This is a genomic window from Kribbella sp. VKM Ac-2571, from assembly GCF_004362255.1.
GTDB lineage: Bacteria > Actinomycetota > Actinomycetes > Propionibacteriales > Kribbellaceae > Kribbella > Kribbella pratensis.
In genome coordinates this window covers 51931-68727 of the sequence record NZ_SNWS01000013.1, presented here as the reverse complement: position 1 = coordinate 68727, position 16797 = coordinate 51931, and the positions used below count along the sequence as shown (strand labels likewise).

The 16797-nt window shown below is 68.5% G+C and carries 15 protein-coding genes; 9 read left to right on the top strand and 6 right to left on the bottom strand.

Annotated features, from left to right (window positions below; translation table 11 throughout):
- Positions 1-9 precede the first annotated feature (9 nt).
- From EV651_RS26695 to EV651_RS26665, 7 genes are all read left to right on the top strand, one after another.
- On the top strand, positions 10-1095 hold the full coding sequence (locus tag EV651_RS26695; protein ID WP_238157212.1) for a precorrin-3B synthase: 1086 nt from the start codon (positions 10-12) through the stop codon (positions 1093-1095).
- Positions 1092-1721, top strand: a complete 630-nt coding sequence (locus EV651_RS26690) for a precorrin-8X methylmutase (protein WP_133787998.1) — start codon at positions 1092-1094, stop codon at positions 1719-1721. Before EV651_RS26695 ends, EV651_RS26690 begins: the two co-directional genes overlap by 4 nt.
- A complete protein-coding gene (gene cobJ / locus EV651_RS26685) occupies positions 1718-3244 on the top strand; it encodes a precorrin-3B C(17)-methyltransferase (protein ID WP_133787997.1) in 1527 nt (508 codons plus the stop codon). The genes EV651_RS26690 and cobJ overlap by 4 nt, the downstream gene beginning before the upstream one ends.
- 78 nt (positions 3245-3322) lie before the next feature.
- Positions 3323-4018: a hypothetical protein gene (locus EV651_RS26680; protein ID WP_133787996.1), complete on the top strand. Its 696-nt coding sequence runs from the start codon at positions 3323-3325 to the stop codon at positions 4016-4018.
- Positions 4019-4091: 73 nt separating this feature from the next.
- Positions 4092-4706 (top strand): hypothetical protein, encoded by a 615-nt coding sequence (locus EV651_RS26675; RefSeq protein WP_133787995.1) that lies wholly within the window; start codon positions 4092-4094, stop codon positions 4704-4706.
- A gap of 51 nt (positions 4707-4757) precedes the next feature.
- Complete coding sequence (locus EV651_RS26670; protein ID WP_133787994.1) at positions 4758-5930, top strand: N(5)-(carboxyethyl)ornithine synthase; 1173 nt, start codon at positions 4758-4760, stop codon at positions 5928-5930.
- A 48-nt stretch (positions 5931-5978) separates the two neighbouring features.
- The gene (locus tag EV651_RS26665; RefSeq protein ID WP_133787993.1) at positions 5979-7031 is read left to right on the top strand and encodes an FAD-dependent oxidoreductase; all 1053 of its coding nucleotides are present in this window, start codon (positions 5979-5981) and stop codon (positions 7029-7031) included.
- On the opposite strand, the gene EV651_RS26660 is transcribed toward EV651_RS26665, so the two are convergent.
- The 3 genes from EV651_RS26660 to EV651_RS26650 form a co-directional block, all read right to left on the bottom strand.
- Positions 7012-8214 carry an MFS transporter gene (locus tag EV651_RS26660; RefSeq protein WP_133787992.1) on the bottom strand — a complete coding sequence of 401 codons (1203 nt, stop codon included), beginning with the start codon at positions 8212-8214 and terminating at the stop codon, positions 7012-7014. The two genes, EV651_RS26665 and EV651_RS26660, sit on opposite strands and share 20 nt — an antisense overlap.
- 63 nt (positions 8215-8277) lie before the next feature.
- Positions 8278-9312, bottom strand: coding sequence for a DUF5937 family protein (locus EV651_RS26655; RefSeq protein ID WP_238157211.1), 1035 nt, complete (start codon positions 9310-9312; stop codon positions 8278-8280).
- A 186-nt stretch (positions 9313-9498) separates the two neighbouring features.
- The gene (locus EV651_RS26650) at positions 9499-9972 is read right to left on the bottom strand and encodes a GyrI-like domain-containing protein (RefSeq protein ID WP_133787990.1); all 474 of its coding nucleotides are present in this window, start codon (positions 9970-9972) and stop codon (positions 9499-9501) included.
- 99 nt (positions 9973-10071) lie between these two features.
- Here EV651_RS26650 and EV651_RS26645 point away from each other — a divergent pair, with 99 nt between their 5' ends.
- The gene (locus EV651_RS26645; RefSeq protein WP_133787989.1) at positions 10072-11358 is read left to right on the top strand and encodes a glycoside hydrolase domain-containing protein; all 1287 of its coding nucleotides are present in this window, start codon (positions 10072-10074) and stop codon (positions 11356-11358) included.
- Here the strand turns inward: EV651_RS26645 and EV651_RS26640 are convergent, their stop codons facing one another.
- Positions 11359-11742 (bottom strand): cupin domain-containing protein, encoded by a 384-nt coding sequence (locus EV651_RS26640; protein WP_133787988.1) that lies wholly within the window; start codon positions 11740-11742, stop codon positions 11359-11361.
- Between the two features lie 51 nt (positions 11743-11793).
- Between EV651_RS26640 and EV651_RS26635 the strand changes: the two genes are divergently transcribed.
- A complete protein-coding gene (locus tag EV651_RS26635) occupies positions 11794-12258 on the top strand; it encodes a MarR family winged helix-turn-helix transcriptional regulator (protein WP_133787987.1) in 465 nt (154 codons plus the stop codon).
- A 311-nt stretch (positions 12259-12569) separates the two neighbouring features.
- Here the strand turns inward: EV651_RS26635 and EV651_RS26630 are convergent, their stop codons facing one another.
- Together EV651_RS26630 and EV651_RS26625 are read right to left on the bottom strand one after the other, a co-directional pair.
- Positions 12570-13808: a serine hydrolase gene (locus EV651_RS26630; protein ID WP_238157210.1), complete on the bottom strand. Its 1239-nt coding sequence runs from the start codon at positions 13806-13808 to the stop codon at positions 12570-12572.
- A gap of 106 nt (positions 13809-13914) precedes the next feature.
- Entirely contained in the window at positions 13915-16734 is a 2820-nt protein-coding gene (locus tag EV651_RS26625) for an RNA helicase (protein ID WP_133787986.1), read from the bottom strand.
- Positions 16735-16797 lie beyond the last annotated feature (63 nt).

The window sequence follows — 16797 nt, the reverse complement described above, 5'->3', positions numbered from 1 at the left end:
ATCACGGCTGTGGCGAGGACTGATGGCGATCGATGCCCTGGTGTGCTGGCCGTGCACCAAGCGGCAGACGGCGGTCTCGCACGTGTCCGGGTCCCCGGTGGACGGCTGACGGCGACGCAGCTCGACGTACTGCGTCTTGCTGCCGCTGAACTGGGTGACGGTCGGCTGGAGCTCACGTCGCGGGGAAACGTACAAATCCGCGGACTCCAGGCAGACGGTCCGCGGGACCTGTCGGACCGGCTCTTCGCGGCCGGTCTGCTGCCGTCGATCGCACATGAACGCGTCCGCAACATCCTGGCGTCACCGCTCTCCGGTCTGGACCAGCAATCGAGGTACGACGTACTTCCTGTGGCCACTGCCCTGGACCTCGCACTGTGCGACCGCCCCGCACTGGCTGACCTGCCGGGACGGTTCCTGTTCGCGCTGGACGATGGACGCGGGGATCTGGCCGAGCAAGCAGCAGATGTGGCTGTGAGAGCACTGGACGAGCGGACTGCCTTGCTGAGCCTCGGAACCCGTGGTGTGCGGGTGGAGTGGAACGTGGTGCCGGAGCTGATGCTGGCTGCGGCGGAGGCGTTTCTGGAAGTACGTGACCAGGAGTGGCGGATCGCTGAGGTCGCTCGTGGTGAGGAGCTGGTCCTGGAGCGGCTCGGGTTGCGAGCGACTGAAGGGCTGCCGGCTGAGACGGCGCGGGTCGCAGCAGGTGTGCATGGGACTGCGCTGGTTGTCACGGTTCCGCTGGGGAGTTTGACGCAGGAGCAGGCTGCCGCGTTGGTGGGAGTTGGGGATGAGGTTCGCATCACGCCTTGGCGATCTGTTGTGGTGCCGGCGGGTAGCACTGGCCTGGAAGAGGTCGGGTTGGTGATCACACCCGATTCCGTCTGGGAAGGTGTCACAGCGTGCGCAGGTCAGCCGGGGTGTGCGAAGGCGTTGGCCGATGTGCGCGCAGACGCGACCAGGCTGGTAAGTGGGATGGCGCGGGTTGGGCGGATGCACTGGTCGGGTTGTGAGCGGCGGTGCGGGAAGCCGGGCGCCGCGTTCGTCGATGTTCTTGCGGTAGGCAACGGTTATCTGGTGGACGGGGAACGGCTGTGAGTTACGAGTACGAGCGGGACGGCGCGGAGATCTACCGGCGGTCGTTCGCGACGATCCGGGCCGAGGCGGCTCTCGACGGGTTGCCGGCCGACGTGGCGCAGGTCGCCGTACGGATGATTCACGCGTGCGGGATGACCGACCTGGTCGCCGACCTCGCCTGGTCGCCGAACGCGGTGAAGAACGCCCGGACCGCGCTCCAGAACGGCGCACCGATCCTGTGCGACGCGCAGATGGTCGCGGCCGGTATCACGCGGCGACGGCTCCCGGCGGACAACGAGGTGATCTGCACGCTGCAGGACCCGCGCACGGTCGAGCTGGCGCAGCAGCTGGAGACCACCCGGAGTGCTGCGGCCGTCGATCTCTGGCTGGACCATCTCGAAGGCGCAGTTGTTGCTATTGGCAACGCGCCGACAACACTCTTCCGCCTGCTGGAGGTCATCGCGGGCGGCGGATCGCGGCCTGCGGCGGTGCTGGGCATCCCGGTCGGGTTCATCGGCGCGGCAGAGTCCAAGGAAGCCCTGGCGGCGAACGAGCTCGGGCTGGAGTACCTCGTCGTCCGCGGACGACGAGGTGGCAGCGCGATCACCGCGGCCGCCATCAACGCGATTGCGAGTGAGGCAGAGTGACTGGTCGGCTGTGGGGGGTCGGGTTGGGCCCTGGTGACTCGGAGCTCGTGACAGTGAAAGCGGCTCGGTTGATCGGGGCCGCGGACGTGATCGCGTTCCACAGTGCGCGGCACGGGCGGAGCATCGCGCGGTCGGTCGCCGCGCCGTACCTGACACCCGGCCAGCTCGAGGAGCACCTCGTCTACCCGCTCACCACGGAGACGACCGACCACCCGGGCGGGTACCAGGGCGCGATGGACGACTTCTACGCCGACTGCGCCGCCCGGCTCGCAGCGCACCTCGACGCCGGCCGGGACGTGGTCGTGCTCGCGGAGGGCGATCCGCTGTTCTACGGCTCGTACATGCACATGCACAAACGCCTCGCGGACCGCTACCCGTGCGAGGTGGTCCCTGGCGTCACCTCGGTCAGCGCCGCGGCCGCCGTACTCGGCCGCCCACTGTGCGAACGCGACGAGATCCTCACCGTCCTGCCCGGCACCCTGCCACCTGACGTACTGGCGGACCGCCTCCGCTCCACCGACGCGGCCGCCGTGATGAAGCTCGGCCGCACGTTCGCGGGGGTCCGCGAGGCTTTCGAGCTCGCCGGCCGCGCCGATGAGGCCTGGTACGTCGAACGCGCGACAACCGACGCCCAGCGCACAGCACCGCTCAACGAGGTCGACCCGGACGAGGTCCCGTACTTCTCCCTCGCCCTCCTCCCGAGCCCCATCAACAACACGTTCGCCGCCCCGGTCACCAAGACCGCCACCGAAGGCTCCGTCACCGTCGTCGGCCTCGGACCGGCCGGCCCGGAGTGGATGACGCCGGAGGTGCGCGCCGCGATCGCCGGTGCGGACGACGTCATCGGCTATACGACGTACGTCGACCGCCTGCCGGACCGGGCCCGTCAGCGTAAGCACGGCTCGGACAACCGCGTTGAGTCGGAGCGGGCCGCGTTCGCACTCGATCTGGCTCGTAAGGGCTCCACGGTGGTCGTGGTCTCGTCCGGTGACCCGGGTGTGTTTGCGATGGCCAGTGCGGTCACAGAGATCGCAGCAGAGCCGGAATACGCCGATATCGCCGTACGGGTGCTGCCCGGCATGACGGCCGCGCAGGCGGTCGCCAGCCGGGTCGGCGCGCCGCTAGGACACGACTACTGCGTGTTGTCCCTCTCTGACCGGCTCAAGCCGTGGGAGGTGATCGCCCAGCGCCTGGCTGCGGCTGCGCAGGCAGACCTGGCGATAGCGCTCTACAACCCCGCCTCCAGGTCCCGCACCTGGCAGGTGGAGGCGACCCGTGACCTGCTGCTGCAGCACCGCTCCCCCGGTACGCCGGTCGTGGTCGGACGCGATGTGGGCGGGCCGGAGGAGGAGATCACGGTGACAACACTGGCGGAACTGGATCCTCAAACGGTTGACATGCGGTGCTTGCTCCTGATCGGCTCGTCACAGACCCGTACTGTGCCCCGGCCCGCCGGCTCATTGGTGTTCACTCCGCGTCGATACCCGGCGACGGTTAGTGAGGACATCCCAGGAGCCGGTTAAATCAGCGCTCCAGCCGTGTCAGGCACAGTGCGGACGGGTAGGGACCGCCCCGAACCGACCTGTGAGGAGCCTGCGGAGATGAGTCAGCAGTACCCCGGCGACACCGCCACGATCACCACGCCCGCCGGCGACGCCAGCACCCAGAGGTACGAGGAGGCACGCGCGGCCGCGAGCCGGGCGATGAGCACGATCGCCATCGACCCGGACCAGCCGCTGCGCACGCCCCCGGCCGCCGAGGCCGAACCCGACATCGATCTGGACCTGCTGTCGTACCGCGGGTTCAAGTTCGGTGCGGCCTTCTTCGGGTGGCTGATCGCCAGCTCGATGTCGGTGCTGCTCCTGGCCGCTGTGTCCGCCGCCGCGCTCGGCACCGCCGAGATCCTGGACTACACCACCAGCGACGCGAAGGCGCAGCCCGGCGCGGCCTCGCTCACCGCGGCAGGCGTCACGATCTTCATGGTGACGCTGGCGTTCTACATCGGCGGGTACGTCGCCGGCCGACTGGCCCGCTTCGACGGCGGACGCCAGGGTTTCGGCGTCTGGATGATCGCGTTGCTCGTCGGAGCGCTCGCCGGCGGCGCCGGTTGGGTGCTGGACAGCCAGTACGGCCTGGTGGACGAGATCAACTGGCCGAACGTCGCGATCGCCGACAACACCCTCCTGCTCGGCAGCATCGCCGCAGCGGCCACCCTGCTGATCCTGACGCTCCTGGCCGCGATCGTCGGCGGCAAGTCCGGCAGGCGCTATCACGACCGCATCGACGAGTTGCTGTAAGTAAACAGACTGTCAGTTTCCGCGCTGGGTACCGGACAAACACACGGGGCTTGTCCGATGAGGAGAAGCTGAGATGACCCAGCAGCAACATCAAGAAGACACCCGCGTCGACCAGCTCGGCCCGTCCGAGCAGTACGAGGAGGAGCGGAGCGCCCCGCCCCACCAGAACCGGGTACACAGGCGCCGTACAGGCGGCGGCACGTTCTACGGCTGGCTGGTCGCGATAGGGCTGACCGCGCTACTCACCGGGATCGCCGGCGCGATCGCGGCAGCGGTCGACTACTCGGGCACCTTCGACTGGTACGACGCCATGAACAGCGCGAACAAGGCCGGCACGATCGGGATCGTCTCCGGCGTGCTCCTGCTCCTGATCCTGGGGTTCGCGTACTACCACGGCGGATACGTCGCCGGACGGCTGGCGGGCTCCGCCGGCGCCCTGCACGGGTTCGGCGTCTGGCTGATCGGGATCGTCGTGACCGCGATCGTCGCCGTGCTCGCGGGGACGGCGGGTTCGCAGTACGACGTCCTGGACCGGATGAAACTGCCGTCGGCGCCGATCGCGGACCAGACCCTGACCCTGGGCGGTCTGATCGCGGTGGCCGCCGCCGCGCTGATCACGCTGGTCGCGGCAGTGATGGGCGGAAAGGCCGGCCGGGGCTACCACGACATCGAGACCAGCGCCGACTGAGCCGCCCTGCGGCCCGCTGTGCTACAACGGGCAGTAACCAAAGGGGCCCATGTGGACCAGTTAACGCTCGGTGTCGTCGGTCGTTCCCGCAAGGAGAACGAGCATCGGTTACCGATTCACCCGCACCACTTCGAGCGGATCGACGAGGATCTGCGCCAGCACATCTTCCTCGAGTCCGGGTACGGCGAGCGGTTCGGGATCTCCGACGAAGAACTGGCGAAATCGGTGGCCGGTGTCGTCGGCCGGGACGAGCTGATCGCGGTCGCCGATGTCGTGGTGCTGCCCAAGCCGCAGGCCGAGGATCTTGCCGCGCTGCGGGTCGGGCAGACCTTGTGGGGCTGGCCGCACTGCGTCCAGGACGAGGAGATCACCCAGCTCGCGATCGACCGGCGGCTCACGCTGATCGCGTTCGAGGCGATGAACCACTGGACCGCCGACGGCCAGTTCAGCCTGCACGTCTTCCACAAGAACAACGAGCTCGCCGGGTACTGCTCCGTGCTGCAGGCGCTCGAGCTGATCGGCTCGACCGGCGACTACGGACGCCGGCTGCGAGCGGTCGTGATCGGCTTCGGTGCGACCGCCCGCGGAGCCGTCACCGCGCTGAACGCGCACGGCATCCACGACGTCGACGTCCTCACCGGCCGTGACGTGGCCGCCGTCGGCTCACCGATCCACTCGGCGCGGATGGTCCAGTACGACCAGGACGAGGTCGATCCCGGCGCCGCCCTCGATCCGCGCCGCAGTCACGCGCTGACCGACGAGGGCCGGGTGCCGCTGGCCGGGTTCCTGGCCGAGCACGACGTGGTCGTGAACTGTGTGCTGCAGGACCCGGACGCGCCGTTGACGTTCCTGATCGAGGAGGATCTCGCGCACTTCGCGCCGGGCAGCCTGATCGTCGACGTCTCCTGCGATCTCGGCATGGGGTTCAGCTGGGCCCGGCCGACCGGGTTCGACGACCCGACATTCGTGGTCGGCGACAACATCACGTACTACGGCGTCGACCACAGTCCGTCGTACCTGTGGAACTCGGCGACCTGGGAGATCAGCGAGGCCCTGCTGCCGTTCATCCGCACGGTGCTCGAAGGTCCCGCGGCCTGGCACGGCGACCCCACCATCAGCCGGGCGATCGAGATCGAAGCCGGCACCATCCGCAACCCCGGCATCCTCTCCTTCCAGCACCGCTCCCCCGACCACCCGTACCCACGTCTCACCGCGGATCGGTGACGCCGGCCGCACGGGAAGACCCCGACCTGCTCTGGTGTTGGTCCTGGTGTGCTGGACGTAGCAGTGATCGGAGCGGGGCAGGCGGGTCTGTCGGCGGCGTACCACCTGGTGCGGATGGGGTTCACGCCGTACGACGAGGTTGTCGTCCTGGACCGGAACGCGGAACCCGGTGGGGCCTGGCAGCACCGGTGGGACTCGTTGACCATGCACGACGTCCACGGGATCGCGAACCTGCCCGGCGTACCGGTGCCGTCCAGTGCCGGTGCGGAACGAGCCAACGAGTTCGTGCCGGCGTACTTCGCGGACTACGAGAAGCAGTTCGACCTGCCCGTACTGCGGCCTGTAGCGGTCGGGAGCGTCCGCTCGGTGGACGACGGGTTCGAACTGGACACGTCCAAGGGCCTCTATCGCGCCGCCTCGATCGTGAACGCGAGCGGGACATGGGACCGGCCGTTCATCCCGTGGTACCCGGGGATCGAGACGTTCCAGGGGCGTCAGTTGCACACCGCCGACTACCGCGGCGCAGCCGAGCTGGCTGGGCAGCAGGTCCTGGTTGTCGGTGGTGGAGCGTCAGCTGTGCAGCTGCTCGCTGAGATCTCGGAGGTTGCGAACACCACCTGGGTGACGCGCCGGCCGCCGGAGTGGCGTACCGATGAGGACTTCACCCCTGAGTACGGACGCCAGGTCGTGGCGCGCGTCGAGGAGCGCGTCCGCGCCGGCCTGCCGCCTCGCAGCGTGGTCAGCGTCACCGGCCTGCACCTGCGACCGCAGGAGCAGGCTGCGTGGGCCCGTGGTGTCTACAAGCGCCTGCCGATGTTCTCGCGCATCACACCGGACGGTGTCGAGTGGGCCGACGGGAGCAGCCTGCACGTCGACACCATCCTCTGGGCGACCGGCTTCCGCGCCGACCTCGCGCACCTCGCACCACTGCATCTCCGCGAGACATCCGGCGGCATCCGCATGAACGGCACCGCCACCGTCGCCGACCCGCGCATCCACCTCGTCGGCTACGGCCCGTCAGCCAGCACCATCGGTGCCAACCGCGCCGGCTTCACCGCCGCCCGCGCGCTACGGGACCTCCTCAAACCGCTGGCTGCATAAGGGGTTCTGGCTCCTGCACCACGACCGGTACGAAGAGCCCGGCGACCAGGAAGACACCTGCGGTCAGCAACCACCCCGGCCAGCCCCACGACACCGCGACCGTCGTGATGAGCAGCGGTGCCACGAGGTCACCGATCTGATGCCCCATGGCATAGGCGCCTTGGTACTGCCCCTGGGCACCAGGTGGCGCCAGCTCGAAGCTGATCCCCCAGCCGCCCGCAGACTGCAGCATCTCGCCCAGGACATGCGCCAGCGCCGCCGCGATCAGCAGACCGATCGTCACTGCACCGGACGTCGCATCGCTCAGCGCCAGCACGAGACAGGTGATCGCCAACAGCACTCCTGCTCGTCGCCCGGCCCGGGCGGCGCCGGACAGATGTTCCGTGCCGCGCGAGATGCGTACCTGCAGCAGGATCACCGCGGCGGAGTTGAGCACCAGCAGCACGGAGATCATCCACCGCGGCGCATCCGTCGCAGTCGCCACCCAGAGCGGGATGCCGATCTGCGCGAGCGCACCATGCATGCTCAGTACGCCGTCGAGCCCGACGAACACCAGGAACCGGCGATCCCGCACCGCCGTCAGCCCCGACGGCCCCGCCGCGGCCGGCACCCGCGCAACGGCCGGCATCCCGAACCGCACCAGCCCGGCGGTCACCACGTACGTCGCTGCGTTCGCCAGCAGCGCTACGACGTACACCTCGCGCCGGTCGACCGCGAGCACCACTCCGGCGGCCGCCATTCCGACGGCCATGCCGATGTTCGTGACGACTCGGAGGATCGCCCGCGTCCGGACGCGCTGGTCAGCCGGTGCGACTCCGGCGATCAACGCTCCCTTCGCGCCGCGCTGCCCCGAGTCCGCGATGGCGGTGACCGCCGCTACAGCGACGTACCACCCGAACGATCGCACCTGGGTCAGCGAAGTCATGGTGATGGCCTGGAGCAACAGGAACCCGACGTACGCCGTCTTAGGTTCCAGCCGGTCGGCGACGACACCGAGCGGCGTACTCGCCACCAGGCCGACCAGCGCGGCGATTGTCAGCCCCACGCCGACGTGACCGACGGACAGCCCCACGGCGCGGGTCAGGTAGAGCGCCCCGACTGCTGCGTAGACGCCGTTCCCCAGAGTGTTGACGAGCGTGGCGGCGATCAGCCGCCGTACGGCAGGCGAAAGAGATGAGGTCACAGTTGCTCATCCAACAAGCGGTTTCCCTGCGTCGCTGTTGGACTGCGGACTTTCGTCAGTCCATCAGCGCATGATCAAGGTCAGCAGGTCGGCGCCGAGAGCGGTCAGGGCGTCGTTGTTCAGGCGGTAGGCGACGAAGCGGCCCTGGCGTTCGGCGGTGACCAGGCCGGCCCGGGTGAGCGCTCGCAGGTGGCGGGTGACCTGCGTCGGGTGCAGGCCCCAGAGGGCGGCGATCTCGCCGGCCGTGCGTGGTTCGCTGGCCACGGCGCGACAGACCTGGAGGCGGTCGGCGGACGCCAGCGCCTCCAGACGGGCCCGGATCTGTTGCGCGGTCGGTACGGCGGCCGCACGGCCGGTGGCCGGGTAGATGATCGTGATCGGCTCACCAGGGACCTCGCCCACGAACAGGTGCGGTGCGATGTAGTTGCTCGGGACAAGCAACAGCGAGCGGCTGCTGATGTCGATGCGTTTGCTCTGTACCTTCTGTACGACGACGCTGTCTGCGTCCCGCAGGTCGATCGCACTGTCCAGCGAGCGCAGCATGGTCCCGACACCGTCCCGGACGGCCAGGTCCCGGTCGTGCCGTCCACGGGCAGCCAGCGAGTCCCGGGTCTCCTCCCAGAGCGCACCGAACCACTCGTGCCAGCAGGCATCCAGTACGTCGAGGAAACGACGTACCGGTTCAGCAGGTGCTGTCAGGAGTGCCTCGACCAGTGCAGCGACAGAGCGGCCGCGGCTACGAGCCCAGTGCTGTACGGCGTCCGTGTCGATAGAGCGGCTGCTCAGCGGACGACCGCGCAACGGCCTGACGAGTTCTGCGGCCACCTCCTCGGGCGGGCGTTCGCGGAGGGCGGAGAGCTCGTCGGACCAGGTGGGCAGACCGGTCGCGGCGCTGGTGGCGAAGAAGCGAGCCCGTACGGCGCGCACGGTCCAGCTCCACTGCGCCAGCTCTTCACGGAGGTCAGCGGACAGCGGGAGCGCAGCAGCCCAGTCAACGCGGTCGTGGTGGGCTGGCTCGGCCAGCACATGCAGCGCACAGCCGAGCTCGATCAGCGGCGAGGCGACATGACGAATCCGCTCCGGCTCGAGCTGGGTCACGCCTGCTAGGACGGTCGGCACTAGGGCGTGTCTTCCGCTCCCGCGCCGTCGCGAGCAGGTGCTCGGTGCGGTGCATCGGCGTGCGGGAGCGAAGGTCTCGATGCGGAGCATCGTGGCCTTTGCTCACGTGCGGCGAGGTGCCGTGCCGAGTGCCGCGCAGTAGGCGCGGGAGCGGAAGACACGCCCTCAATCCTTCAGCTTGAACTGGAGGTCGGTGTCCCAGTTGTTCATGTCCGGGACCTCGCGCGGGTCGGAGCGGTAGATCTCCAGGCGGGCGGTCCAGTGCGTGCCGTCGGCGTCCCATTCGAGGCCCTGCTCTTCGGCCCAGGCGAGCAGGTCGCGGGTGGCTCCCAGCAGGCCGTCGGGGTGACCGTGGTGGGTGGCCGTCGCGTAGCGTCCGGCCGGCAGTACGCCGGTGACGATCTCGCCCTCGCCGGAACGCAGGTCGTCGACCGGGAACCCGATCTCCATCACCAGGCCGGCGTCCATGTCCACCACGTCGTACTTGAAGAACGGCGCGTCGTTCGGCGCGATCTCCTTGGCGACGAGCCAGTCGATCACCTCGCCCATCCGGTCCGCGAACGCCCCGATCCCGTCCATCGCGACCTTGCCCCGCAGAGCGACGTACGGCCGCTCCCCAACCTCCACGATCTCCGGCATGACGTATTCCCTCCAAGGACGTCGTTGCGCTCAACTTATCCCCTGCCGAGCTTGCCGCGGTGGATTACTGAGCGTCTACTAAGAGCGGGGGTGGCTGACATGTTCAAGGTCAAGGTTCTCGTTGCGGCTCTCGGGGTGTTGCTGATCGGCCCTGCCGCGCCCGCGGTGGCCGAGCCGACAACGCCGATCACGTACAACGCCGGTACGACGGCGACGCGCTTCACCGGTCTCGCGTTCGACACCTGTACAGCGCCGACGCTCGCCCAGATGACCGCGTGGAATTCCTCGCCGTACAAGGCGATCGGGATCTACTTCGGTGGCGTCAACCGGACCTGCGCCCAGCCACAGCTGACCCCGGCGTGGGTCACCGCCGTCACTGCGATGGGCTGGCGGCTCGTCCCGATCTACCTGGGTCTGCAGGCGCCCTGTGGCACCCGGACGTACAAGATGTCGACGACCGCGTCCAACCGCGAAGGAGTGCGGGAGGCGGACGACGCGGTCGCGAAGGCCAAGGCACTGGGCCTCCTGCCTGGCAGTGCGCTCTACAACGACATGGAGAACTACAACCGCGCCGACGCGGTCTGCCGGTCCGCCGTCCTGCACTACCTGTCCGCCTGGACGAAGGAGCTGCACCTGCAGCGCTACGTGTCCGGCGTGTATGCCAACCTGAGCTCAGGGGCCCTCGACCTCGCCGCCGGGTACAACTCCACGTCGTACGCACGGCCGGACGCGCTGTGGATCGCACGCTGGGACAACAGCAGCCTGCTCACCGGATGGGCTGGTGTCCCCAACACGTTCTGGGCGGTCGGCCAGCGCGGCAAGCAGTACCGGGGCGATCACACCGAGACGTACGGCGGCGTGACGCTCAACATCGACAACGACCGCTTCGACGCACCGGTGGCGAGTGTTGTCTACCGGTACACCGTGCGTGCGACGGTCTACTCGTACAGCGGCCCGTCGACCGCCTATCCGATCCGCTCGACCATCGCGGCGAACACCTCGCTCCGCATCGTCTGCCAGACCTTCGGACCGAAGATCGGCACCACCACGGTGTGGGACAAGCTCATCGACGGCACCTACGTGACCGACTACTACGTGCGGACACCGAACAAGACCGGGTACAGCGCACCGCTGCCCGGGTGCACCTTCCCCTTCCAGACCACGATCAACAATCTGACCCGGCGGCACGGCCCGGGTACGGCCTACTCGACGTACCCGAGCACTCTGCCGATCGGCTCGCTGGCGTGGGTCACCTGTCAGGCGCCCGGCTCCAAGGTCGGTACTACGGCAGTCTGGGACCGGCTGAGTGACGGCAGCTGGGTCACCGACTACTACGTCGCCACAGCGAGCAAGACGACGTACACCGCACCGATCCGGCGCTGCTGATTACTTGGACCAGGGCGGCTGGACCGTCGTGCCGTCGGCCATGTAGCCGGTGAAGCCGGCCGTGATGGCGACGATCAGCTCTGCCTTGTCCTCGCCGAGGTTGGTCAGTGAGATCGGCTCACCCGCAGGGACCACGACGGAGTCGCCGGGACCAAGCTTCTCGCCGTCGGGGCCGAACTGCACCGAGCCGCTCAGCACCGTGAAGATCTCGTCGCGGTCGAGCGTGTGCGGCGCGTCGCCGCCGTGGCCGATGTCGACGGTGAGCCGCCACGCGCACAGCCCGGCCGACCCGAGACTGGGCGCGGCGAACACGGTGAACTCGACGCCCGGCAGCTGGAACCGCGGCGCCTCGGCCTCGTGAATGACGTGCATGTGTTCCCCCATTTCATTTAGTCAAGCTGACTTGACCAAGTCAGCTTGACTATCATGACCGGTATGACGCGTTCGGGCAAGCCTGATATCGGAATCCTCCTGCTACTCGCGGAGCAGGAGTTCGTCCGCGAACTCCGCGAGTACGTCGCCGCCCAGGGGTACGACGACCAAGGCCGGTCGGACGGCTTCGTCTTCCGGACGTTGCACGACGGCCCGACCACGATCACCGGCCTGGCCGAGCGGCTCGACGTCACCAAGCAGGGCGCCAGCCAGATCGTCGACGACATGGAGCGCCGCGGGTACGTCGAACGCCGCCCCGACCCGACCGACGCGCGCGCCCGCCTGCTGCACCTCACCGAGCGCGGCAACGGAGCCCTCGCCGCGGCCCGGCGGTTCCACCAGACCTACGAGCGCAGACTCCGCAAGCGCCTCGGCGACGAAGCAGTCGACACCCTGCGCGACGTACTCACCGACATGGCCGGCGAAACCCACATCAGCACGCCTCACTTCCGCGCGCTGATGTTCTGACACTCCGCGGGCCCCGCGAACTCCGGGACCGTGAGACAGGATCTGGTGGGTCGGGACCTGAAATTGCCTGTCGCCAGTCACCAGTGCCTGTCCCCACCCACCGCGACCGTCGACTCGATCCCATGAGGCGCGCCGAGTCGGGCGATGGTGTGCAAGCTCGACAGGTAGAGCACCAGCGAGACACCGTACACACGAGCACATCACGCTCAGGTGCACTACCCCGCCGACCGACATGTCCTGTCCAAAATGCACGCCCGGCCGTGCCCAATACCCGGGGCGGGGCTGGCCAGCGGGCTGCGGGGAGGTTGCTGTCAGCTGAAGTACTGGGGGAAGAGGTCGTGGGTGGGCCAGGACTTCACGCCGTTGGCTGCGGTCCACATGGCCGCGTCGATGTCGCCGTACGACTTGCCGCTGGCGTCGTCGCGGCGGTTGAAGAGCGCCGCCCAGCTCAGCCCGCCGGACGTACGGACGAGCAGCGTGTACGTGCCGGGCATGCTGCCGGTGTGCCACGTGTTGCGACCGGTGCCGCCTGTGACCGGGCGGATCTGCCAGCCGAGACCGTAGTACCAGCCGTCGGCGTTCACACCGGTGGACGGCTTCGCCCACACGCGGCCGAGTGACGTGCTGTTCAGCACGCTCGACGGCGCGTCGAACATCCTTGCCCAGCGCACCAGATCCGGCGCGCTCGCGATCCAGCCCCCGTTCGCGTCCTGGATCCGCATGCTGAACGAGCCGTACGGCGCGGCCACGGTCTTGCCGGTCATGTCGAGCACGGTCGGTCCGGAGTACTGCGACTCGTACGACGTCTCGCCGCTGTGCTTCGCAACCGAGTAGCCGAGCGACATCCGCTTGATCTTCAACGGGGCCAGGAGCTTCTGCTTCACATAGCTCTCGTAGCTCAGGCCGCTGACCTTCTCGATCACCCGGCCGGCCAGCAGGTACCCGAAGTTCGAGTACGCGTACTTCGTGCCCGGGGTGAAGTCGAGCTTCTGCCCGGCCATGTACTTGATCACGTCTGCGTGCTGCAGCTCCAGCGGTACGCCGAGAGTGCGCGAGATGACCGCGTCCTTGAAGTTCGGGTCACCGGACACGTCCCGGTCCCATCCGCCGAGGTGCTGCAGCAGCTTCCACAACGTGATCGTCGACCAGCGCGAGTCCCGGGTCAGCCCGCTCGCCGGCGTGATGTCGAGGATGTTCGCGACCGGCGTGGACAGGCTGAGCTTGCCGTCCTGCACGAGCTTCACGATCGCGGCCGCGGTGAACGACTTGGACAGGCTCGCGATCCGGAACAACGACGTCGGCTGTACGGTCAGCGCGGTCGACGTACTGTAGCCGCGGGCAAGCACCAGGCGCCCCCTGTACGTCACGGCAACCTGCCCCGCCGTGACGCCGCGCGCCTGCATGAACGCCTTCATCTGGCTGTCGAACCCGGCCAGCGCCGGCACCGCGGTCCCGGTCACCTTCCAGGTCGCAGCAGCATCAGCAGGCCGCCCGATCAGATAGCCGCCACCAGTCCCCACCACAGCGGTAGCCCCAGTCGCAACAGCCAACTTCCCAAGACTCCGGCGCGACAACTCCACGAACGTCTTCTCCTTCAAGGCAGGGGTTTACAACAACCGCGTACTGCGCAGAAGGAAGTCTTCCACCCGAAGAGGTCTACTCGACCATCGAGGCGTAGGAGATTACGCCGCGGCGGATCTGGTCCACGACGGAGCGGGCCGTTTTGCGGAGTGGGGTGTCGCCGGCGGCGTCTGCGATTTGTTCGGTGAGGTCGATGAGCTGCTTGACCCAGCGGACGAAGTCGCCGGCTGCCAGGTCGGACTCGTACAGGACCTCGGCCAGCGACGCGCCCGACGCCCAGCGGAACGCGGGCCAGCAGAAGTTCAGGTCCATCGACCGCAGGAAGTCCACCCGCATGTCCCGCTCCAGCGCGGACAGATCCCGCCAGATCGAACCCATCCGCTCGATCGCTTCCCGTACGTCACCACGCGGCAACCGCGGTGATGTCGGGTCGTCCTTCGACCGCGACTCGTAGACCAACGCAGCCAGACACGCGGCCAGCTCCGGCACCGTGAGGTCGTCGAAAACTCCTTGCCGCAGGCACTCAGCCGCGACCAGGTCGAGCTCCGTGTAGATCCGCGCCAGCCGGTCGCCGGCCTCGGTCGTCTTGTCGCCGTCGAGGTAGTGCAGCGCGTCCAGCACCTGGCAGACCCGGTCGAACTGGCGGGCGATCGTATTCGTCCGCTGCTCGATCTTCCGCTGCACGTCACGGTTCTCCCGGTCGAGCCGGAAGTACCGCTCCGCCCAGCGAGCGTGGTCCTCACGGTCCGAGCAACCATGGCACGGGTGCGCGCGCAGCTCCGCCCGCATCTCCTGCAACTCCGGGTCGTCCGCGTGGCTGACGGCATCCTTGCCGCGGGACCGTGACGACGGCGGACCGTCCTCACCGAGCAGGTCGGTCCGCGTCCGCAGCACCTGGGCCAGCTCGCGGCGCTGCTGCGGGTTGCGCGGGTTGAACTTGCGCGGGATCCGCAACGAACCGATCGCCTCGACCGGCGCCGGGAAGTCGACCATCGACAGCTTCCGCACCTGCCGGTCCAGCGTCAGCACGGTCGGCCGCGGGCCTTCCCGTTCCGACCGCATGCCCGGGTCGAGCACCAGCGCCCAGCCCGCGCTCCGGCCGGCCGGGATCCGGATGATGTCACCGGTCTTCAGCTTCTCGATCGACTCCTGCGCCTCGACCCGGCGGTCGAGCTTGCGCCGCTTCGAGCCGGACGCCTCGCGATCACCGATCCGCCGGCGCAGAGCGGCGTACTCCAGGAAGTCGCCGAGGTGGCACTCGATCGACTCCTGGTACCCCTCCAGCGCCTCGGTGTTGCGCTGCACCTGCCGCGCCAGACCGACCACGGCCTGGTCGGACTGGAACTGCGCGAACGACAACTCGAGCATGTCCCGGGCCCGCATCCGCCCGACCTGACGCACCAGGTTGACGGCCATGTTGTACGACGGGGAGAACGACGACCGGAGCGGATACGTCCGGGTGCTCGCGAGACCGGCGACCTCCCGAGGATCGAACCCCGGCTGCCAGAGCACGACCGCATGCCCCTCGACGTCGATCCCGCGCCGACCGGCGCGCCCGGTGAGCTGCGTGTACTCGCCCGGCGTGATGTCGACGTGCGCCTCACCGTTCCACTTCGACAGCTTCTCGAGCACGACGGTGCGCGCCGGCATGTTGATGCCCAGGGCAAGCGTCTCGGTGGCGAACACGACCTTGATCAGGCCGCGCGCGAACAGCTCCTCGACGACCTCCTTGAACGCCGCCAGCATGCCCGCGTGGTGCGCGGCGATGCCCCGGCTGAGCGCCTCGGCGAAGTCGTGATACCCGAGCACGCCGAGGTCTTCGTCCGGAAGGTCCGCCGTACGCTCGGCCACCACCCGCTTGATCTCGTCGCGCTCCGACGGCTTGGTCAGCCGCAGGCCGGACCGCAGGCACTGCACGACCGCGTCCTCACAACCCTTGCGGGAGAAGATGAAGAAGATCGCGGGTAGCAACGCGCCGGCGTCCAGCTCCTCCACCACATCCGAGCGGTACGGCGTGAAGTGGGTCCGCGTCGGCCGCCCCTTCGGCAGATCGCGACGCCGGCGCGGTTTGCGTGAGTCGTCGCGGAAGATCCGGTTGTCGTCCCGCGCGATCCGGACCAGCTGCGGGTTCACCAGATCCCTGAGGTCGGCCTTGACCTCCTTCGCCGGGTTCCCCGACCTGGACGCCTTCGCGGGAGCGCCGACCCTCGCGGTCGGCGCTTCACCGGCGAACAGGTCATGCAGCCGCTTACCCACCATCACATGCTGGAACAGCGGCACCGGCCGCTTCTCCTCGAGCACGACGACGGTGTTGCCGCGGACGGTCTCGAGCCAGTCGCCGAACTCCTCCGCGTTACTCACGGTCGCGGACAGCGAGACCACCGACACCGAGTCCGGCAGGTGGATCAGCACCTCTTCCCACACCGCGCCACGGGCCCGGTCGGCCAGGTAGTGCACCTCGTCCATCACGACGTACGACAGACCGAGCAGAGTCTGCGATCCGGCATACAGCATGTTCCGGAGGACCTCGGTCGTCATGACGACGATCGGGGCCTCGGAGTTGACCGAGTTGTCACCGGTGAGCAGGCCGACCTTGTCCGCGCCGTACCTGCTCACCAGGTCGCCGTACTTCTGGTTGCTCAGGGCCTTGATCGGGGTGGTGTAGAAGCACTTCTGGCCGCGCTCCAGCGCCAGGTGGACGGCGAACTCGCCGACCAGCGTCTTGCCGGAGCCGGTGGGCGCCGCGACCAGAACCTGGTGACCGTCCTCGAGGGCGGCGCAGGCGCGCAGCTGGAACTCGTCCAGCTCGAAGTCGTAGAGCGCCCGGAAGTCCTTCACGGCGGGATGCTCCTGGTCCGAGCGGAACGTCGCGTACTTCTCGGACGGAGTGCTCATGCGCGTCCTCGCTTCGCTGCGGGCGCGCATGAGCAAGGCTCGCTGTGTTTATTGGTTCCCTCG